Origin of the sequence: Virgibacillus profundi (genome assembly GCF_002287375.1) — a bacterium.
GTDB lineage: Bacteria > Bacillota > Bacilli > Bacillales > Amphibacillaceae > Virgibacillus_K > Virgibacillus_K profundi.
Genome location: NZ_NPOA01000001.1, coordinates 395,934 through 418,170 on the forward strand (window position 1 = coordinate 395,934; position 22,237 = coordinate 418,170).

Sequence of the window (22,237 nt, forward strand, 5' to 3'; positions counted from 1 at the left end):
CCTTTTCATAGATGTCATTTACAAAATAATATCGCTTTAAATTGATTAATCTGTTTATTTAGATTCTGTGCCGGTAGATGTTTCCCCTGCAATTGCTTCAACCGACTACTTAGTTAACTTTTTTTGTAGTAGATCAATATATTTATCCATCTCTGTCAGTGTTTCCTGATAGATTCTCAATTCCCCGCCAAAGGGATCAGAAATATCGTAATTGATAAGATTGGCTTCCAGTTGTTTAATCTTTTGCAAATCATCATTCAAATGTTTTTCCAGCTTCTGATCTAGCAGTGTGTTGTCCAGCTTGTGCTGGTTTTTCTGAATAAATAATGATCGTTTTTCTTCATATTCTGCATAAGCTTTTTTTAGTTTATTCCATACAATTTTATCGGCTTCGGAAACGTATTCCTTCAGGGTGAAATATTTATCCTGAAAATTCGGATACTCCATAATTAATGATTGTTTGTGTTGTGTCGTCATCGTTAAAATAATATCTGCCCAGTGCAGAATTTTTTCTGTTACCGGCTGGGAAGAATGATTCATTGTAATCTGGTATTCTCCCAAGGCTTCAACTGCTTTTTGGTTTGCCCGCTGATTTTCCCCGGCAAAGATTCCCGCAGATTGCACCTCTGCATCAGGCATTTTATCTTTCAGCAAAGCCTCAGCCATTGGACTTCGGCACGTATTCCCTGTACAGACAAACAAAATTCTCATTGATGAACCTCCACCTTAATTTCTCTTTATCAAATATATCACATATTAAGAAAACTTGTTAGCAAAAAAGGTCAATTTACAGATCGGTTTCTTATATGATTTTAAAGATATATTGCTCGTTTTTTTACCTGAAGGTGACTGTTATTTCATATATTTCCCTGACACTCAAATAAGGCTGACTTTTCGCCCAAGCAAAAATCAGCCTTATTTTAACCAAACAATATTTTAAGTCCAAAACCACATAAAATACTTCCACCTAAAATTTCGCTATAGGCACCTAACAATCCGTGGACTTTCCTGCCTAAAAGCATCCCGCCCCATGCGAGGATTGTACTTGCAGCACCAAACAGTAATAGTGCAAGGGCTGTTTTAACTCCGGATATACCAAGACTTAAACCAACAGAAAAACTATCAATACTTACACTGAAAGCTAAGAAAATTAAACCTGCTCCAATTGGTTGTATAATTTTTTTGACTTGATGATTGAATGCAGAAAAGATCATTTGTGCACCAATTCCAACTAATAAAAGACCACCAGCTAATTCGGTTAATTGCCCGATTTGCATCGAGATTACTTTTCCCAGAATAATTCCGATAAACGGCATTAAAATATGAAATAATCCAATGGTTATACCTATCAATGCAATTCGTTTCAACCGCAGTCGTTGCATTCCAAGTCCAAGACTTATCGAAAAAGCATCTAACCCTAATGCAATAGCCAAAAAGATTAATGAGATAAACTCACCTATATATGCTGTCATCCACCATCCCCCTAGAACATGCTGTTAAAAATATATGCATGTCCAAATAGGAATATGAATGCAAGCTTCATATGCCGGAATTACCTCCTGTTAGCTACTGCTCTATTGGTATCCAGATGCTTGAGAGTCTAGCTGATACAAACACTTCTATCTAGCTAATCCAAATATACACTTGCCGCTTTTCTCAATCGATTCATTACTGCCTGACCAATCCCTGCTTCCGGGAAGGATTCACATAGGATAATATCCACATCCCCCTGTTTAAATCTGCGTAATCCATCATAAAGGTTTGCAGCAATTTCATTCATGTTTTCACCTAGTGGTATGATTTCATCTGCTTTTATGGTTTTGGCAAAATTCGTACTAGCAAGCACACCAACCCGGTTATTCTTTTTTTGCTCCTGATCAATGTAATACTGAATTTTATCGGTTGTACCATTAATTAACCATAATGGAACTTCAGGAGAATAATGCTTATACTTCATTCCAGGAGACTTTGGCTTTTCATTGTTATTCACAATCGCAGGATCCATCATCACAAGACCAACCGCTTCTTCCAATTGTTCCTTCGTTATACCACCAGGTCTTAAAATAATGGGGATATTCTGTGTACAATCAATTACCGTTGATTCAAGACCCACTCCTGTAGCGCCGCCATCCAGCAAACCAGCAATTTTTCCAAACAAATCATTCTTGACGTGATCTGCTGTTGTCGGACTTGGTTTGCCTGAAATATTGGCACTTGGTGCTGCAATTGGGATATTACAGCTTTTCAACAGCTGTCGTGCGACTGGATGATCAGGCATTCTTACTGCAATAGTAGATAAGCCTGCGATTACATTATTTGCACATGTCCCATTACCTGGTAACACAAAAGTTAATGGCCCCGGAGCAAATGTGTCGATTAACTTTTCTGCATAAGTAGGAAGGTTATCCACAAGCTGTTTTAATTGCTGTTTTGTAGCAACATGGGCAATTAAAGGGTTATCCTGTGGACGCCCTTTTGCTTCGAAAATTTTGGCCACCGCTTCTTCATTTGTTGCATCTGCACCCAATCCGTAAACAGTTTCTGTCGGAAAAGCAACAGTTTCCCCTGCTAATAACAGCTTGGCCGCTTCCTCAATAGCAACTTCTTTATCAGTTATTTCATTTTCTAAATTCCATCGTTTTGTTTCCATTACTGCCGCAACCTCTTTTCTAGTTATTATTTTAGAGGATGTGCACAGTTTTCGCAAAAAATGGGGTATTAATGCATATACTACAACTTGAAATCAGATGAGAAATGTCCGTGAGAGCTTCTCAAAGACAAAGCTGCTGGAAATTAGATGAAGAATGTCCGTGAGAGTTCTTCTCAAGGACAAAACAAATAGTAGAAAACAGCCTTCCAAAAAAATAAAAAAGCCCGCAGACATTTATCCACAGACTTGATATGGTTTCTATATCTTTTTCAACATGTTAACAATCTTATGCACAAATTAACATTTTTACTAACAACTTTCCAACAAGTTACTCACAAACCTCTGTGGATAATGTGAATATCTTATTATGAAACGCTATAGGACCACCAGCTGCCTTGATCAGCATTGTACTTATCCACGAAAACCTTTTCTTTTTGTGGACGGAATTGTAGTGCTTCCAATAATATATCCACGACTGGCTGATGGCTGTGCACATATACTCTTTTTGCCTGCTGCTTTTTTGCCAATGTTAAAATAGACTCAAGCAGTATAGGAAGTTTAGCAGCTTCGGATTTAGTAATATAGAGTTGCTTTAACCAATAAACCCCTTCATCCATCGCTTCTAAAATAAAACAGCCTTCGATTTGATCCTGGATTTCCACAACATAACCCATTTGAAGCAGACTGTCCTTTTCTACATTTTGGTTTTTATGCAGGAATTGATCGATTTGGTTTTCAGAAGCTTGATACGCTGGAATTAATTTCATGTTTTCACCTCTATTATTGTTTTGATAGTTTTACCATCATTTCTATCATCCTATGCACAAACTATCTGAACTATAACCAATCAAACCATTCAAATAGGAAAAATTTTACCTCGGTCTCTTTTTCTTCTTCTACTTCTTCCATCTCATCTGTTTCTGCTGCTGCAGCTACTGCCGTTCCATTGGAAAAGTCCAAAAAGCATAGTGGTGGAAAAAGTACACACCACCAATTGGCACCTTTACCTTCACCGATCGTTATAAGGACAGCTTCATACTCTCCTGCAGGATATAAATACGAACCATACAGCTTGGTTGGAAAAGTTACATCTTTACCATATTCCACTTCAAAACCATGATCCTTATTTTCTTCTTTCAAAACTTCTGCCACAATAGCCTCTACTTCCGGAAGACGTGATTCTATCAGCTTTCTCGCTTCCTCAATATCTGTAATATATTCAACCCACTGGGTAATCTCTTCATTAACTCTATCTCGCACAGTTCGCTTCAGCTGCTGATCGACATCGCTATCACTGTTTGCCAGAATCCGAAGTCTAATGGCATCATCCGGAATTACCTGATAATCATCCTCTGAATCTACCGTTAAACTCACACCCTGTGCTGGCATCATAAAAAATAATAATAAAAATATAAATGCAAAAAATACTAGTTTCTTCATCACCGCTTTCCCCTCTCCAATTGATCTATCAACAGTATGGGCTGAGGAAGAAGATTTTAAACTAGTATTCTATAAAAATATTATTTATGGATTATACTTTGGCTATTTTTGGCAGATAGGGAAGTATAAAACGTTACCTGTCTACATAAGTGCAACTAAGACATACGCCCAACCTAAAGCGAATGTCAAGTTTTCTAATGTACGTTGTTGCTAATATGCCATGCATTTTCAAGGGTTTTTCATGAATTTCAACTGCCAGAAAAATTTCAGCATGTTTACTTTCATTGGAAATTAGCCTTTATTTTATAATAGCTGAGATGATTCGGTCTTTTTTGTTTATGTCTTGTAAGATTTCCACATCGCTTGATGGGTAGACATTTTTGATTAGCCCACTTACTGCTTTTCCTTGCTCGAATCCTATTTCAAATGCAAATGCGGCTTTTGATTTAATCAATTCTTGTGATTGATCAATTATTTTTTTGTATGCAGCCAACCCGTCTTCTTCTGCAAAAAGTGCCAGTTCGGGATCAAAATTCTTCACAGTTTCAGAAAGTGAATCCTCTTCTGATTTTGCAATGTAGGGAGGATTGGATACTATTATATCCGGAATTATTTCTTCATCGATTAGCGGTTTCAGAAAATCACCTTTTCGAAAAATAACATCTGCCTGAAGTGTTTCAGCATTATGTTCAGCCATTTTCAAAGCTTCTTCCGAAATATCAGTTGCATAAATTGTTGCGTCAGGCAGCTCTAGTGCGAGTGTGATTGCGATAATTCCACTTCCTGTACCAATATCTGCAATCCTCGGATGTGGTATATTGCTCCATTTTCCCAATTCTATAACATGCTGAACAAGTTCCTCAGTTTCAGGTCTTGGAACTAGCACATGTTCATTGACAAAGAACTTCCGACCGTAAAATGTTTCATATCCCATTAAATGCTGAACTGGAATACCTGTTTCGGCATGTTTTAAGATATCCGCTTTGTAGCGGTCTATAACTTCATCTGTAATTGAATCTCTCATCATCATGTGAAATTGGGATCGAGTTACTTGTAAATGATGCTGCAGCAGGATTTCTGCAACCCGTGATTCACGATTATGTTTTTCTAAAAAAAGAGAAGCCCATTGAAGGACTTCATATTGTTTTGTTTTTATCATATTATTCACCGATTTGCTCAAGTCTCTTCGTTTGTTCTTCTACTAGTAACGCGTCGATAAATTCGTCCAATTTACCTTGTAAGATCTGATCAAGCTTTTGCAGCGTTAATCCAATACGATGATCTGTTACACGGGTTTGTGGAAAATTATAGGTGCGAATTCGCTCTGAGCGATCACCGGTACCAACTGCAGACTTTCTGGTTTCATCATATTCCGCCTGAGCTTCCTGCTGATATTTATCATAAATCCGCGCACGAAGCACTTTCATCGCTTTTTCTTTATTTTTAATTTGGGATTTTTCATCCTGGATGGAAACTACAGTGCCTGTTGGCTCATGTGTTAGGCGTACAGCAGACATCGTTGTGTTAACACTTTGCCCACCAGGACCACTTGATGCGAATGTGTCCACACGGATATCTTTTTCATGTATATCAATTTCAACTTCCGCAGCCTCCGGCAAAACAGCAACCGTTGCAGTCGATGTATGAATTCTTCCACCAGATTCAGTTTCCGGAACACGTTGCACACGGTGTGCACCATTTTCATACTTTAATTTGGAATAAGCACCATTTCCATTGATCATAAAAACAATCTCTTTATAGCCGCCAACTCCAGTTGAGTGTGCTTCCATTACCTCTGTTTTCCAGCCTTGATTTTCTGCATATCTGGAATACATACGGTATAAATCGCCAGCAAATAGTGCAGCTTCATCGCCACCAGCTGCACCGCGAATTTCCATAAATACGTTTTTATCATCATTAGGATCCTTTGGAAGAAGAAGTATTCTCATTTTCTCTTCCAGGTCTTCCTTTGTCTCGGCAAGCTCTGAAATTTCCGCTTTAACCATCTCATACATTTCATCATCCAGATTATCTTCAAGCATTTCTTTTGCATCTTTCAACTGTGTTGATGCATCTTTATATTCACGATAAGACTGAACAACATCCTCAAGTCCGGACTGTTCCTTCGAATATTCACGCAGTTTATCCATATCACTAATAACTTCAGGATCACTTAACATTTCATTTAGTTTATTATAACGATCTTCCAATGTTTGCAAACGATCTAACATCACGACCACCTCTTTTTCGATTAACATTATAATTATAGTATAACCAAGGGTGCAGGTCAAAATTATTTTGGATTTATCTGTGCCCAGGCTGATGTACCGGCGCTTTCGATGTTGAATACTTCTTCAGATGATATAATCTGACTCCGGACGATATATCTACGCTCCGGATGATATATTCTGCTTCCGGACGATATATTTACGCTCCGGATGATATAATTTGCCTCCGGACGATATATTTACGCTCCGGATGATATTATCTGCTTCCGAACGATATATCTACGCTCCAGATGATATTATCTGCTTCCGGACGATATATTTACGCTCTGGATGATATATTCTGTATCCGGACGATATATCTACGCTCCGGATGATATTTTTTCGTCAATCCCACTTTATTCCCACACTTAAAAAGAAGTTCTCCCCTTTTCCACATTCAAAAATAGAGCACCCCACTCAAGGCGCTCTATTTCGAAACTTCAGTTAAACTTTTTGACATTTTGTTACTGGGTTTATTAGGTACTTCGTGATGGTGCCGGCATCTTGGCTCATAGGATTCAGATGCACCAACAAGAATTATCGGATCATCATAAGACGCTGGTTTTCCATTGATTAATCTTTGTGTTCTACTAGCTGGAGAGCCACATACCGGACAAATTGCGTTTAGTTTTGTGACAGATTCACTGAGGGCCATGAGTTTTGGCATTGGTTCGAATGGTTCACCCCGGAAATCTGTGTCCAGTCCAGCAGTAATTACCTGGATACCCCGATTCGCTATTTCCTCGGCAACTTCCACAATATTATTATCAAAAAATTGCACTTCATCAATACCGACAATATCAACATTATCATTGATTTGCTGCAAAATTTCAGCTGAGCTATTTACAGGACGTGCTACCGTTGATGTCCCATCATGTGATACAACTGATGTATCGTCATATCTGTCATCAATCGCCGGTTTGAATACACGTACTGTTAAATTTGCATACATTGCGCGGCGAATACGGCGGATCAATTCCTCGGATTTCCCGGAGAACATACTTCCACAAATCACTTCAACCCAGCCGCTTTGATTCATCACGTACATGGTAGGGAGCTCCCTTCAAGGATGTTTTTCTATGTGTATAGATTAGTTTACCACTAATCCCAAGATAATTAACCTGATTTTTAAAGTAAAAAAACAGGCAAAATATAGACGTTTTGCCTGTTTTCTTATTAATTTTATTGATTCGCTGATGACTTAGAAGCTAACTTTTTTCAGCCAGTGTAGCAGGGCAAGCCCTCTGCACTGACTCATCAATTCAAGCCTTCAGCTTCTAAACAGTCCCCTCAGCCTCTTATCAGTCTAGCTCCAAGGGCTAGCGACTCGAGTCATAAGCAATAAACACTCCAAGCGCCAAAACCGTGCGCTCTACGGTTTCTTGCTTATGCTTTTCGTCGCTGTGCAAGCCCTTTACGCTTCCTTATTTCATATTATATTTTTTCTTGAATCGGTCTACACGGCCGCCGACTTTGTCTGCTTTTTGTTTACCTGTGTAGAATGGGTGTGAATCTGAGCTGATTTCAACTTTGATCAATGGGTATGTGTTACCATCTTCCCACTCGATTGTTTCATCTGAGCTTTTTGTTGATCCACTCAAGAATTTAAAGTCTGAGCTAGTATCAAGAAATACTACTTTTTTGTACTGGGGATGAATTTCCTTTTTCATGTTCTTCCACTCCTTTTTGCCCTGAATCCCTTGGAAACAGAGTTGTTACGGGGAGCCGTCATAGGTGCAATAACCTATCAAAACTCACATAAAAAGATTATAACAGTCTCAAGTGTTGATTGCAATAGGATGGGTATAAAAAATATTTCCAGTTCCTATCTTTTTGTCCCTTTACGTTTCATCTCTTCATCCATTAATTGAAGAAATTCCGCATTGGTATCTGATGCTTTTAATCGTCTTAGGAAGCGTTCAAGGAAATCATTGGAGTCCTGCATGGTTTTGCGTATTGCCCACATTTTGTCAAGATGCCCTTTATCCACAAGTAATTCTTCTTTACGTGTTCCGGATCTTAAAATATCAATGGCAGGGAAAATTCTGCGTTCTGCCAAATGGCGATCGAGATGCAGTTCCATGTTTCCTGTTCCTTTGAACTCCTCATAAATGACATCATCCATGCGGGAGCCTGTGTCAACTAATGCAGTCGCCAGGATTGTAAAACTGCCGCCTTCTTCGATATTTCTTGCTGCACCGAAGAATCGTTTCGGACGATGGAATGCCGCAGGGTCAATACCACCGGAAAGTGTGCGTCCACTTGGCGGAATGACCAAGTTATAAGCACGTGCCAAACGTGTGATGCTGTCCATTAATACAATCACATCACGTTTATGTTCCACTAAACGCATAGCTCTTTCCAATACAAGCTCAGAAACCTTAATATGGCTTTCCGGGACTTCGTCAAAGGTTGAACTGACTACATCAACATCAGGGTGTACAGAGCGTTCAATGTCTGTAACTTCCTCCGGTCTTTCATCAACTAGTAAAATGATCAATTTTGCTTCCGGATGATTTTTGGAAATGCTGTTTGCAATTTCTTTTAACAGAATTGTTTTACCGGCTTTTGGTGGTGCAACAATAAGTCCACGCTGACCATAACCTACCGGGGTCATTAAATCAATAATTCGAGTGGATAATCTTTTCGATTCATCTTCCTCCAACCGCATTAATCGGTCAGGATATAAAGCTGTTAGTGCCGGAAAATGCACACGTTCTTTCGATGAATCAGGATCTTCTCCATTAACTGCATCCACATGAAGCAATCCATAGTAACGCTCATTCTCTTTAGGAGGGCGAACCTTCCCAGATACTTTATCCCCGTTACGCAGATCAAACCTGCGAATTTGTGAAGCGGATATATAAATATCTTCTGCACTTGGAGAATAATTAATCGGCCTTAGAAAGCCGAATCCTTCTGAAGGGATTATTTCTAAAACGCCATCCATAAAAAGAAAGCCATCTTTTTCTGCCTGTGCTTTTAAAATTGAAAAAATAAGTTCTTTTTTAGTTAATTTTGCATAATATGATACTTTGTATTCTCTCGCCAAAGCATAAATTTCTTTCAATGTTAATGTTTCTAAATGAGAGATTGTTAATGCTGCCATAAAATCACCACGCCTATTCGTTTTTACATCTAAAAAGATATATGTATAAAAATAATTTATGTTAGTCCCATCAGTCAATAATTACTTTTTAATTTTGATGAGAATTTTGCTTTTCTTTGGTAGGTCTGTCCTTGAAGAAAAGAAGGTTTTAAGAAGCTAGATTAGAAGTTCCGTTACGTATAAACCAGAGTAGCCAATTTATACATGTATTAAACATATACCATATTACCTTTTTACCTGTGATAATTCAACTCTATTTTTAATTTAAATGTTTAATAGAAAAGGAAGCCAAGAAGATTTGTGGCTCCCTTTTCTCTTTTTTTGGAAGATAACTTTTATTTCATACTATGGCTCCATCACAAGATTCGGCTTTTTCTGCAGGCTGTGTTCTCCGTCAATGAAGCGAACAGTACCACTTTTTGCCCGCATAACAACTGTTTGTGTTGTGGCTTTCGAGCCTTTAAATTGCACACCTTTAAGTAATTCACCATCGGTAACGCCTGTTGCAGCAAAGATGGCATCATCACCACTGCAAAAGTCATCCATGTATAAAACTCTATTTATATCTTTGATTCCCATTTTTTCACAGCGTGCTTTTTCCTCATCATTAGATGGAGTCAGCTTGCCCTGGATTTCGCCGCCTAAACATTTTAATGCCACTGCAGCTAAAACTCCTTCAGGTGCACCACCCTTGCCTAGCAGTATATCAACACCTGTATCATCAAATGCTGTATTTATTGCTGCTGCTACATCTCCATCAGGAATTAATTTGATTCTAGCGCCAGTTGCACGGATTTCCTCAATTAACTTTTGATGACGAGGACGATCCAATACGATTGCAACAACATCTTCTATATTTTTGTTTTTTGCTTTTGCTACCGCTTGCAGATTTTCAATTGTGGAGAAATTGATATCTATCTTGCCTACTGCTTCTGGACCAACTGCAATTTTATCCATATACATATCCGGTGCATGCAATAATGTCTTTTCATCTGCAATAGCTATAACTGCCAGTGCATTCCACGTACCCTGTGCAACGATGTTTGTTCCTTCCAAAGGATCGACTGCAACGTCTACACCTGGGCCAGAACCAGTACCAAGCTTTTCACCAATATAAAGCATTGGTGCTTCATCCATTTCTCCTTCACCGATAACTACCGTACCTTGCATCGGAATGGTATCAAATACATCTCGCATTGCAGATGTTGCAGCATCATCCGCTTCTTCTTTCATTCCCCTGCCCATCCAACGGGCTGAAGATTGTGCTGCAGCCTCGGTTACACGTACTAATTCCATTGTTAAACTTCTTTCCATGTTTTCCCTCTCCTTTTTATATAAATTATCCTCATCCCAAAAGGAAAAATTTTAAGAAAGGCTGAGCGGAAATATAAGCTTTCCGCTCATCCATGGACTTAAGAATTTTGAAATTGGACTATTTCTTTTTCTGTCATCTCTTCTCGCCACACGTTGGCACCGAGATTGAGTAACTTCTCTGTAACTTTTTCATAGCCTCTGTCAATATGCTCAAGGCCGGTTATTTCTGTGATACCATTTGCCATTAAGCCAGCAATAATAAGCGAAGCCCCTGCACGGAGATCTGTAGCTTTCACTCGAGCTCCTTGCAGTTGGACAGGACCTGATATAATGGCAGATCCACCTTCAACCTTTATTATAGCATTCATGCGTCTTAATTCGTCAATATGTTTTAAGCGAGCAGAATAAATGGTATCTGTAATCACACCTGTATTTACTGCTTTTGTTAATAACGATGTAAATGGCTGTTGTAAATCTGTTGGAAATCCAGGGTATACCAATGTTTTTAAATCCACACTTTTCAGCGGATTTTTTGGTCTGATCAGTAGCTGCTCATCACTTTCCTCGATAGATACACCCATTTCACGTAATTTAGCAAGTAAAGATTCCAGATGCTGGGAAATAACATTATCAATAATAACTTCTTTCCCCTGTGCTGCTGCAGCAATTGTGTACGTACCAGCTTCAATCCGGTCCGGTATAATCGTATGTCTGCAGCCATGCAGTGTTTCTACACCCTCAATACGAATAACGTCAGTTCCAACACCTTTAATTTTTGCACCCATATTTGTCAGCAATGTAGCCACATCAATTATTTCCGGCTCTTTTGCCGCATTTTCAATAATTGTTTTTCCTTTTGCTTTTACTGCTGCAAGCATGATATTAATCGTCGCACCTACACTGACGACGTCAAGGTAGATCCTGGCACCTCTCAGTTCTTTTGCCCGGAGATAAATGGCTCCCTGCTCATTGGTAACCTCGGCACCAAGTGCTTCAAATCCTTTAATATGCTGGTCAATTGGACGAGGACCCAAGTAACAGCCCCCTGGCAAGCCAATAACGGCTTTGTTAAATTTCCCAAGCATAGCTCCCATGAAATAGTAAGAGGCACGCAGCTTCTTTACTTTTCCATTTGGCAATGGCATGGATACCATATTCTCAGGATTAATGTGAACAGTTTGTCCATCCCAGGCAACTTTTCCACCTATTTCCTCCAGCAAATCCCCTAGTGTATACACATCGGAAATTTCAGGAAGTCCTTCTATTGCTACATCTGAGTCAGCTAATATCGCGGCAGGCAGCAAAGCCACGGCACTATTTTTCGCACCGCTTATTCGCACCTTGCCATTCAATAAATGGCCGCCCTCAATTAACATTTTTTGCATTTTAAACCCCACTTCCCTGAGGTTGTTCAAAGATTAATTTGAACACACACATCTTTTGAAGTAATCGATCATTTTCAATTTGGAATCCAGGTCATGAAACTATATTTCACCGAACCACAGCCTTCCAACATATCTTGTGCAGTTCTTCCATTATTATGCAATTAATTTTGCTTGTTCCAGTCTGCAAGAAATTTTTCAATACCTTGGTCTGTTAATGGATGTTTTACAAGTTGCTCAAGTACCTTCAACGGAAGTGTTGCAATATGTGCTCCATTTAATGCTGCATCTATTACATGTAATGGATGTCTGATGGAAGCTGCAATAATTTCAGAATGAATATCATGACGGTTAAAAATTTCCGAAATGGTTGCAACAAGATTCATTCCATCATGTCCAATATCATCCAATCGCCCTAAAAATGGCGAAACATAAGTAGCACCTGCCCGTGCTGCAAGAAGTGCCTGGTTTGCATTGAAAATTAATGTGACATTTGTTTTTATATTTAAATCACTAAATGCCTTGACTGCTTTTAGACCTTCTAATGTCATTGGTACCTTTACAGTAATGTTCGGGGCGATGGCAGCCAATTCTTTCCCCTCATTGATCATACCTTCTGCATCTTCAGCGATAACTTCCGCACTTACAGAACCTGACACTTCTGCAGTAATTTCACGCAGCCGGTCATGAAATGATACACCTTCTTTTGCCACCAAACTTGGGTTTGTCGTTACACCTGCAAGAATACCAAGTTCATTTGCCAGTCTTATTTCATCAATGTTCGCAGTATCAATAAAAAATTTCATTAAGCAAGCCCCCACTTCTTTATATGAATTATTTTATTTCTTAGTACAACTTACTTAAGCTTTTTGTGAAGAACCAAATTCGCGCATTTTGCCCATAACTGTTTGTTTAATCGCTTCTGTACCTGGTCCTAGATATTTACGTGGGTCATATTGATCCGGATCTGCAGCCAATGCTTCACGAACTGCTTTTGACTGAGAAATTTGGTTATCCGTATTTACATTAATTTTCGCAGTACCTAATGAAATAGAGCGTTGGATATCTTTTGTAGGGATCCCAGTTCCGCCATGTAATACCAATGGAAGAGCTATAGTTTTGGAGATTTCCTCCATTTCAGTAAAGCCTAAGTTTGGTTCACCTTTGTATGGACCGTGAACTGAACCTAAAGCTGGTGCTAGGCAATCAATGCCAGTACGGTTAACAAGCTCTAAACATTCTTTAGGATCCGCGTAAATGACACCCTCTGCAATTACGTCATCTTCCTGTCCACCAACTATACCAAGCTCTGCTTCTACGGAACCCCCGTGGATATGTGCCAACTCTACTACTTTACTTGTTGTTGCAATATTTTCTTCCAATGGACCATGGGATGCGTCAATCATCACAGAAGTGAATCCTGCGTGAATGGCTTCCGCACATTTTGCAAAGCTTGAACCATGATCTAAATGAATAGCTACCGGAACTGTTGTGCCATAAGCTTCCATTAATGACTTCACCATGGATACAACTACTTTAAAACCACCCATGTATCTTCCTGCACCTTCAGAAACACCTAGAATAACCGGTGATTTTTCTTCCTCTGCTGCCTGAAGAATAGCCTGTATATACTCCAGATTATTTATATTGAATTGACCAACTGCATAACCATCTCTTTTTCCTGTTTCGAGCATTTCTTTCATAGAAACCAATGGCATTGTATATCCTCCTCTAGATGAATACGTTCATCATTTGAATTTAATTATTCTACATTATAAGAATACCAACTACTGCAGCCCGGCGCAAGAATAGAGTGATTTTAACCGATAATAGACTTTACAATGTTGCAAACATCCATCACATTAAATGGTTTTGGCAAAACATTTTTTACCGAACTGTAATGTTCTGCTTCCTTAATAATATCTTCTGCCAAACCACTCATAAGTATTGCTGGTATGTGAATTTCAGCGGCTTCCATTCGCTGTAAAACCTTTGTTCCATCCAAAATTGGAAGCTTATAATCTAAAATAATTAAATCAAATAAATGCTCCGTAACTTTATCCAATGCCTGTTTTCCAGTATTAGCTGTATATACTATATACCCTTCATTTTCGAGAATATCTGTCAATAACAAACATATCCCTGGCTGATCATCAACCACCAAAATCTCCTTAGCCAATAACCTTTCCCCCTTCTGTCTTTCTATCCCCTAGTCAGTTAGTTCTCCATACAAACCCCATTCTCCTGCAAAAAATTGATTTTGTTGTGTATCAGCAGGTGAATTTTTGAAAGATTTGTTGTTATTGACACAATAGATAAAGACGGCGATGTAATTATTGTTTGCTATATGTATTTGCTATAATCGCCGTTGGATCGCTCTTCTCAAGGACATAACTGCTAGAAATTAAATGGGAGTTGTCCGTGAGAACTCTTCTCAACGACAATTCTGCTCAAAACCAAGCTCAAACTGTCCAATAGAAGAAGAAACAAAAAAACCCCGAAAAGGATGTAAAACATCCTTTTCGGGGTTTCGATTTAATTTTCCTGATATTCAACTGCCGCTCCGATAAAGCCTTTAAATAAACTATGTGCTCTTGTCGGACGTGATTTGAATTCTGGATGGAATTGACATGCAACAAACCATGGATGATCTCCCAGTTCAATTGTTTCCACCAATCTACCATCAGGGCTTGTACCTGAAAAAATCAATCCATTCTCAGCCAATTGTTCTTTATAATCATTATTAAACTCATAACGATGACGGTGTCGTTCTTCGATTAATTCTGCTCCATCATATGCGGCCTGTATTTTCGTACCTTCGACTAATTTACATGGATATTTACCAAGTCTTAATGTGCCACCAATTTCAGAAACTTCCTTTTGCTCTGGCAGTAAATCGATAATTGGATACTCGGTGTTATGATCTATTTCTGCAGAATGTGCTCCTTTTAGACCTAGCACATTTCTTGCAAATTCAACTGTTGCCAGCTGCATTCCGAGACAGATTCCAAAGAAAGGAATTTTATTTTCACGGGCATAACGAATTGCTTCGATTTTCCCTTCAATTCCACGATCACCAAATCCACCAGGCACAATAATTCCATCGACATGAGATAATTCCTCTTGAATTGTTTCTTTATCTAATTTCTCCGAGTTGATCCAGTGTACTTTAATATCCGTACCGTAATCAAACCCTGCATGTTTCAATGATTCTACAACGGAAATATATGCGTCAGGAAGCTCCACATATTTTCCTACTAAACCAATATCCGTTATCCTCGAAAGGTTTCTCACATTTGAAACAAGTGCATTCCATTCTTCCATGTCTGCCGGTCCGCATTCCAATCCAAAATGGTCACATGTAATCTGATCCAAATGTTGCTCCTGCAGGGAAATAGGTACTTGGTAAAGAGTATCTGCATCTTGCATTTCGATAACGGCTTGTTCGTTTATATCGCAAAATAAGGCTATTTTTTCTTTCATATCTTTACTAATTGTATGCTCTGTGCGCAGTACGATAACATCAGGCTGAATCCCCAATGAACGCAATTCCTTCACACTATGCTGTGTAGGCTTTGTCTTCATCTCACCAGCTGCTGCAATGTATGGAACAAGTGTACAATGAAGATACATCACACTGTCTCTTCCAACATCTTTCTTAATCTGGCGGATCGCTTCAAGGAATGGCAATGATTCAATATCACCAACCGTTCCCCCGATCTCCGTAATAACAATATCTGCCCCTGTCGCTTCACCTGCACGAAAAACCTGGTCTTTGATTTCATTTGTAATATGAGGGATGACCTGAACTGTTCCGCCCAAATAGTCGCCACGACGCTCTTTTTTGATAACAGATGAATAAACTTTCCCTGTCGTAATATTGCTGTATTTATTTAAATTGTTATCAATAAATCTTTCATAATGTCCCAGATCGAGATCCGTTTCCGCACCGTCTTCTGTTACAAAGACCTCCCCATGCTGATATGGACTCATGGTTCCCGGATCCACGTTGATATAAGGGTCAAACTTTTGAATAGTAACCTTTAAACCACGATTTTTCAATAAACGACCAAGTGAAGCTGCTGTTATTCCTTTACCCAGCGAAGAAACAACCCCACCTGTTACAAAAATATATTTAGTCACTGCTTTTCCTTCTTTCTTCTTTATAATCTCGTCATCATTGTTCTAATATTGTGTACTAAAATGAAAAATAAATAATAAAAAGCGCTCCCCTTAATAGGTAAGGGAAACGCTTTGGATGTGTAGATTTAAAGAGCCCAATAAAAATTGTACTCATACAGATTAAAAAAGTCAAGCTAACCTAAAATTTATTTTTTAGCTTTCTCATCGTCGTCTTCGTCATCTGAATCCTCATCATCTTCATCTAATTCTTCTTCACCAAGTTCTTTTTCAAACTCATCTTCATCCAGGTCGTCAACTATTTCCTCGATATCCTCATCAACAATATCAAGTTCTTCTTCAACAACCTCTTTTTTCTTTTTCTTCGCTTTTTTCTTCTTCTTTTTCGGAGCTGGTGCAACTTCCTCATCCATTTGTTCAACAGGATACCAGCGTTTCAGACCCCACATATTTTCCCCAATCGTAATAAAATGTCCATTGACATTCAAATCTGTATAAAATTGAGAAATATATTCCTGCTTTTCTTTTTTGGTAAGTCCTTTCAGTTCCGCAATTTTCTCAAAAATATCTTTGAAGTTAATCGCCTTTTTTTCTTCCAATAATAGTAAATCTGCCAAATCAATCATTGACATACTTTTTAATTCCTCGTGGCTGTATTTCTTCAAGCTCACAGCAACGCACTCCCTTTACTTATATAATAAGGCTTTTTGCCCTGGTGATCATACTATTGATTTATCTATGATATATTCTTTTTATTATACTACAATAACCAAATAAACCATACCATACATTATAAACAAATAGTTAGTGATTATGCCAGAGATGAAGTAGAAAAAAGTTGAGAAATGAAATCATTCCCTCAACTTTTTCCTTTTAAAGCTGTTTGCTTCTTGCCTTTTCCTTACGTCGCCGGCCAAGCCCGCTTCATTTTTCTTATCCGACTTCAGCTGCTACATATTCCTTCTATACTGTCCGCCTACTTCGTATAGTGCGTTAGTAATTTGTCCAAGGCTCGCAACCTTAACTGTTTCAATAAGCTCCGCAAAAACATTTCCGCCTGATGCAGCAACTTCTTTCAACTGCTTCAATGCCGCATCCGTATGCTCCTTATTTGCATCCTGGAACTTATGCAATTCACTAATTTGATGTTCTTTCTCTTCTTTGGATGCCCGGGCAAGTTCCATAGAATCAATTTGATCGTCAGATGGTGGATTTGGATTTACATACGTGTTTACCCCAACAATTGGCAAATCACCTGAATGCTTTTTTCCTTCATAGTAAAGGGATTCTTCCTGAATTTTACCCCGCTGGTATTGCCGCTCCATCGCACCAAGCACGCCACCACGGTCATTCATTTTTTCAAATTCCTGCAGTACTGCTTCCTCAACCAAATCAGTTAGTTCCTCAATGATGAATGAGCCTTGCAAGGAGTTTTCGTTTTTGGTCAGTCCAAATTCCTTATTAATGATCATTTGAATCGCCATTGCTCTGCGGACAGATTCCTCTGTTGGTGTCGTAATTGCCTCATCATATGCATTTGTGTGCAGTGAATTCGTATTATCCTGAATGGCCAGCAATGCCTGCAATGTTGTACGAATATCATTAAAATCAATTTCCTGTGCATGCAGTGAACGTCCTGATGTCTGCACATGATACTTCAGTTTCTGACTGCGCTCATTTGCCCCGTATTTATCACGCATCGTAATCGCCCAAATACGACGAGCCACACGCCCGATCACGGAATACTCAGGATCCAGACCGTTTGAAAAGAAGAATGACAGGTTTGGAGCAAATTTATTAACGTCCATTCCTCTGCTTAAATAATATTCCACATAGGTGAATCCATTTGCCAATGTAAACGCCAGTTGGGTAATCGGATTCGCGCCAGCTTCTGCAATATGATAGCCGGAAATGGACACAGAATAGTAATTACGCACTTTTTTATCAATAAAATACTGCTGGATGTCACCCATCATACGTAATGCAAATTCCGTTGAAAAGATACATGTATTTTGCCCCTGATCCTCTTTTAAAATATCTGCCTGAACTGTACCGCGGACTACTGCCAATGTATCATCTTTAATTTCTCCATATTCTTCCTGATTCGGTTCACGGTTATTTTCTTCTTTAAACTTCGTAATCTGCTGATCGATTGCTGTATTGAAAAACATTGCCAGAATAATTGGTGCAGGTCCGTTTATCGTCATCGAGACAGATGTTAATGGATTTGTTAAATCAAATCCGGCATACAGCTTTTTCATATCTTCCAGTGTACAGATGTTTACACCGCTCTCGCCGACTTTTCCGTAAATGTCCGGTCGTGGCGCAGGATCTTCTCCATACAATGTAACCGAATCAAATGCTGTGGATAGACGTTTGGCATCATCATTTTTTGATAAATAATGGAAGCGGCGATTCGTCCGTTCCGGTGTGCCTTCCCCGGCAAACTGACGTGTTGGATCTTCGCCTTTTCGTTTGAACGGAAAAACACCTGCTGTAAATGGAAATGCTCCTGGAACATTTTCTTTACGCAGCCAAGTTAAACGCTCTCCCCAATCCTGGAATTTCGGAAAAGCTACCTTAGGTATTTTAAGTCCTGATAATGACTCTGTAACGATATCCATCTCAATTTCTTTATCACGAACTGAAAATGTCATCGTGCCTTGAGCATAGTTTTCTTTTATTTCATCCCATGCCCCGAGGAGCTTATTTGCCTTAGGATCAAGCTTCTCCATGTATTGATCAAACGTTTGATCAATAGTTTTTACGACACTTTCATCCTCGATTACTTCCTTTGCACCATGAAGCTGATGAAGCTTTCTTGCCGTATCACTTTGACTATTTGTATGTTGATGATATGTGCGAATATGTGTGGCAATTTCACGTAAATAATGACGGCGTTCGTTTGTAATAATCATATTTTGTTTTTGGGCAATAATATTTCGATCAAAGTTTATTTCATTCTCCCAATTATATTTTTCATTCAATGTATCAATGACTGACGCAAATAATGCGTTTGTGCCTGCATCATTAAACTGACTAGCAATCGTCCCAAATACAGGGAATTTTTCTTTATCCTGATGGAAGAGCATATGACTCCGTTCGTATTGTTTTCGCACTTGATTGAGCGCATCCTCTGAACCTTTTTGCTCAAATTTATTGATGACTATAAAATCCGCATAATCAATCATGTCGATTTTCTCAAGCTGTGTAGGTGCGCCAAATTCAGCTGTCATCACATACATAGATAGGTCGGTAATATCGGTAATAGCCGCATCCCCCTGACCGATCCCACTTGTTTCCACAATAATAAAATCATATCCTGATGCACGAATAACATCGATCACATCCTGAATGGCTTTAGAAAGCTCACTTCTTGAGTCACGGGTTGCAAGCGAGCGCATATATACACGATCTGTGAAAATGGCATTCATCCGAATTCGATCACCAAGCAATGCGCCACCAGTCTTTCTTTTCGTTGGATCAATCGAAATAACTGCTATTTTCCGATCAGGTATTTCATTCATAAACCGGCGGATCAATTCATCCGTTAATGAGCTTTTCCCTGCGCCACCTGTGCCGGTAATTCCAAGTACAGGCGTTTTTTCATTCCCTTTTTCTCTTAATGTTTCAAGCACACGCTGTTTTTCATCTGGATCAGCTTCACTATTCTCAACATAGGTAATATATTGGCCAATCGCCTTACGTTCCCCTTTTACTAATCGATCCAGATCTTTTTCCAGATCAACTGGCGGGATAAAATCACATTCCTCCAGCATTCGGTTAATCATTCCCTGAAGACCATATTTCCGCCCGTCCTCCGGGGAAAATATCCATGAAACCCCGTATCCATGCAGCTCTTTAATTTCACGTGGAATAATTACTCCACCACCGCCGCCATAAATCTTAATGTGTTCTGCTCCGAGTTCTTTCAACAAATCGACCATATACTTAAAATATTCTACATGGCCCCCCTGATAGGATGATATCGCAATTCCCTGTACATCTTCCTGAATCGCAGCATGAACCACCTCTTCCACTGAGCGGTTATGACCTAAATGAATTACTTCCCCTCCGCTTGCCTGTAAAATTCTCCGCATAATGTTAATTGAAGCATCATGTCCATCAAATAAACTTGATGCGGTTACAAAACGGACAGGATTAGTCGGTTTATAAATCGTTACTTGTTCCATCACCCAAGCCTCCTCTTCATATTTTAAAACGTTTTCATTTACTTTGAGAAGCTGTGTCAATAGCCAGTGACTGTAAAATCAAGTGTGTTTGTCTATCGATATATTCCTCAAGTGTGAATTGCTTTTGCAGCACCCAGCGTCTGAATCCCCACATATGACCCTGAATAAAAATATTATTTGCTGAAAGCTCTGCATCCTGTTTTGAAACTTTCCCCGGTAAACATGTCAATATTACGTGTTCAAGCATGTTAACCATTTCCCGTTCTTTCTCCAGGACATATTCTTTTGTATCTTTTTTTAATGATTTTACTTCCTGATACATGATCACAATTTCTTCCTGCATTTCATCCATTAGATAAAAATATGATCTAATTACAGCGACCAGATTATCAACCGATGGATTATCAATGTTGGTCGATGATTCCATACGTTCACGAACCTGCTCGTGGATGGAATCACATACGAGAAACAGTACATCCTCTTTTGTCCGGATATATTCATAAAGTGTACCAATACTAAATCCGGATTCTTTAGCTATTTCTCTTGTCGTCGTTCGGTGAAAACCCTTTTCTTTAAAAAGAGTAATGGCTCCTTTGATCATCTGGTTACGTCGTTTTTCTACTAATTCCCGATCTTTTACGGAGGAAAGGACTTGTTCTTGCTTCATCTAGCTTTTGCCCCCTTCCTTTTTCCATTTCTCAAACCAGCTGCTTGCCAGCTTGTATGGATCGCTATTCGTATAAATCTCCGGGAGGTAATCATTCGTTTCAATGAAGTCCTTCACATCCCGCCAGATTTCTTCGCGAATCAGCTCATACACTTCGAGCTCCTGCTGTGCAACACGTTTCTTCTGACCTTCTGAAGTACTGTATAAATATTCATGATGCTGTTTAATTTTTCCCCACAGCTTATCAATGCCTTTATTCTCAGTCGTAATTGTTTTGACAATCGCAGTTTCATGGTTTTCAGTAGATGACATCATGACAAGCTCTTTCAATAATGCTTTTAGCTTTCCAAAACCATGAAGATCAGCTTTATTAATAACGAATAAATCTGCTATTTCCATAATCCCAGCTTTGAAAATCTGCAAAACATCTCCACTATTCGGGGTTAAAACTACAGCTGTCGTATCAACGATCTTCATAATATCCAGCTCTGACTGACCAACACCAACCGTTTCCACAATCACCACATCAAAACCATAGGCATCACATATTCGAATAGCATCCTTAGTTGCGCGCGCCAGGCCCCCAAGGCTTCCCCTTGTAGCCATACTCCGAATAAATACACCATCATCTGTAAAATGCTGATTCATCCGGACTCTATCACCAAGTAATGCACCACCACTGAACGGACTGGTTGGATCAACCGCAATCACGGCAACCGTTTTCCCTTCTTCCCGTATCTGGCTGATTAAGCGATTGACAAGTGAGCTCTTTCCAGCCCCTGGTGAACCGGTAAGCCCAACATATAGTGCATGTTTTTCTAGTGAAAATACATCACTTAATAATTCGAGTTTTTCCGGGTGGTCATTTTCCACCATGGTAATCGCTCTTGCCAGTGCGCGTATGTCTTTGTTCTTTATCCGTTCAACGATTTCATGCATTTGTAGTGCATCCTTTCTGGGTTTGCTTGGGTAATGGTGTGCGACTTTATGGTGTGGGTGCACGGCTTTATCGCGTTGGTGCACAGCTTTACGGCGCTGGTGCACGACTTTAACAGGCGGCTGCACGGCTTTCCTG

20 protein-coding genes are annotated in these 22,237 nt (G+C 39.3%); all 20 read right to left on the reverse strand.

All coding sequences use genetic code 11. The features are described from left to right. Window positions 1–105: 105 nt before the first annotated feature. The 20 genes from CIL05_RS01560 to meaB all read right to left on the reverse strand — a co-directional run bounded on the left by CIL05_RS01560 (window position 106) and on the right by meaB (window position 22,101). A complete protein-coding gene (locus CIL05_RS01560; RefSeq protein WP_095653737.1) occupies window positions 106–711 on the reverse strand; it encodes a low molecular weight protein arginine phosphatase in 606 nt (201 codons plus the stop codon). Window positions 712–920: 209 nt separating this feature from the next. Further along, on the reverse strand, window positions 921–1,472 hold the full coding sequence (locus CIL05_RS01565; RefSeq protein ID WP_095653738.1) for a manganese efflux pump MntP: 552 nt from the start codon (window positions 1,470–1,472) through the stop codon (window positions 921–923). 155 nt (window positions 1,473–1,627) lie between these two features. Then, a complete protein-coding gene (locus CIL05_RS01570; protein WP_095653739.1) occupies window positions 1,628–2,650 on the reverse strand; it encodes an L-threonylcarbamoyladenylate synthase in 1,023 nt (340 codons plus the stop codon). Window positions 2,651–3,015: 365 nt separating this feature from the next. Next, window positions 3,016–3,417 (reverse strand): GNAT family N-acetyltransferase, encoded by a 402-nt coding sequence (locus tag CIL05_RS01575; protein ID WP_095653740.1) that lies wholly within the window; start codon window positions 3,415–3,417, stop codon window positions 3,016–3,018. 70 nt (window positions 3,418–3,487) lie between these two features. Then, window positions 3,488–4,090, reverse strand: a complete 603-nt coding sequence (gene spoIIR / locus CIL05_RS01580; protein ID WP_095653741.1) for a stage II sporulation protein R — start codon at window positions 4,088–4,090, stop codon at window positions 3,488–3,490. Between the two features lie 298 nt (window positions 4,091–4,388). Next, a complete protein-coding gene (gene prmC, locus CIL05_RS01585) occupies window positions 4,389–5,249 on the reverse strand; it encodes a peptide chain release factor N(5)-glutamine methyltransferase (protein WP_095653742.1) in 861 nt (286 codons plus the stop codon). Window position 5,250: 1 nt separating this feature from the next. Further along, window positions 5,251–6,321: a peptide chain release factor 1 gene (gene prfA / locus CIL05_RS01590; RefSeq protein WP_095653743.1), complete on the reverse strand. Its 1,071-nt coding sequence runs from the start codon at window positions 6,319–6,321 to the stop codon at window positions 5,251–5,253. A 463-nt stretch (window positions 6,322–6,784) separates the two neighbouring features. Continuing rightward, window positions 6,785–7,405, reverse strand: coding sequence for a thymidine kinase (locus tag CIL05_RS01595; RefSeq protein WP_095653744.1), 621 nt, complete (start codon window positions 7,403–7,405; stop codon window positions 6,785–6,787). Between the two features lie 376 nt (window positions 7,406–7,781). Beyond that, window positions 7,782–8,027 carry a type B 50S ribosomal protein L31 gene (locus CIL05_RS01600; RefSeq protein ID WP_095653745.1) on the reverse strand — a complete coding sequence of 82 codons (246 nt, stop codon included), beginning with the start codon at window positions 8,025–8,027 and terminating at the stop codon, window positions 7,782–7,784. Between the two features lie 155 nt (window positions 8,028–8,182). After that, window positions 8,183–9,466 (reverse strand): transcription termination factor Rho, encoded by a 1,284-nt coding sequence (gene rho / locus CIL05_RS01605; protein ID WP_095653746.1) that lies wholly within the window; start codon window positions 9,464–9,466, stop codon window positions 8,183–8,185. Between the two features lie 345 nt (window positions 9,467–9,811). Beyond that, on the reverse strand, window positions 9,812–10,780 hold the full coding sequence (gene glpX, locus CIL05_RS01610) for a class II fructose-bisphosphatase (protein WP_095653747.1): 969 nt from the start codon (window positions 10,778–10,780) through the stop codon (window positions 9,812–9,814). 98 nt (window positions 10,781–10,878) lie between these two features. Next, on the reverse strand, window positions 10,879–12,165 hold the full coding sequence (gene murA, locus CIL05_RS01615; RefSeq protein ID WP_095653748.1) for a UDP-N-acetylglucosamine 1-carboxyvinyltransferase: 1,287 nt from the start codon (window positions 12,163–12,165) through the stop codon (window positions 10,879–10,881). Window positions 12,166–12,326: 161 nt separating this feature from the next. Beyond that, window positions 12,327–12,968 (reverse strand): fructose-6-phosphate aldolase, encoded by a 642-nt coding sequence (gene fsa / locus CIL05_RS01620; protein WP_095653749.1) that lies wholly within the window; start codon window positions 12,966–12,968, stop codon window positions 12,327–12,329. 54 nt (window positions 12,969–13,022) lie between these two features. After that, window positions 13,023–13,880, reverse strand: coding sequence for a class II fructose-bisphosphate aldolase (locus CIL05_RS01625; RefSeq protein WP_095653750.1), 858 nt, complete (start codon window positions 13,878–13,880; stop codon window positions 13,023–13,025). A gap of 101 nt (window positions 13,881–13,981) precedes the next feature. Beyond that, entirely contained in the window at window positions 13,982–14,341 is a 360-nt protein-coding gene (locus tag CIL05_RS01630) for a response regulator (RefSeq protein WP_095653751.1), read from the reverse strand. A 356-nt stretch (window positions 14,342–14,697) separates the two neighbouring features. Next, window positions 14,698–16,305, reverse strand: a complete 1,608-nt coding sequence (gene pyrG, locus CIL05_RS01635) for a CTP synthase (RefSeq protein ID WP_095653752.1) — start codon at window positions 16,303–16,305, stop codon at window positions 14,698–14,700. A 185-nt stretch (window positions 16,306–16,490) separates the two neighbouring features. Further along, complete coding sequence (gene rpoE, locus CIL05_RS01640; protein ID WP_095653753.1) at window positions 16,491–16,973, reverse strand: DNA-directed RNA polymerase subunit delta; 483 nt, start codon at window positions 16,971–16,973, stop codon at window positions 16,491–16,493. Window positions 16,974–17,252: 279 nt separating this feature from the next. Then, the gene (gene icmF, locus CIL05_RS01645) at window positions 17,253–20,495 is read right to left on the reverse strand and encodes a fused isobutyryl-CoA mutase/GTPase IcmF (protein WP_095653754.1); all 3,243 of its coding nucleotides are present in this window, start codon (window positions 20,493–20,495) and stop codon (window positions 17,253–17,255) included. A 34-nt stretch (window positions 20,496–20,529) separates the two neighbouring features. Then, window positions 20,530–21,162, reverse strand: a complete 633-nt coding sequence (locus tag CIL05_RS01650) for a TetR/AcrR family transcriptional regulator (RefSeq protein ID WP_095653755.1) — start codon at window positions 21,160–21,162, stop codon at window positions 20,530–20,532. Continuing rightward, the gene (meaB, locus tag CIL05_RS01655) at window positions 21,163–22,101 is read right to left on the reverse strand and encodes a methylmalonyl Co-A mutase-associated GTPase MeaB (RefSeq protein WP_095653756.1); all 939 of its coding nucleotides are present in this window, start codon (window positions 22,099–22,101) and stop codon (window positions 21,163–21,165) included. Window positions 22,102–22,237: the final 136 nt, after the last annotated feature.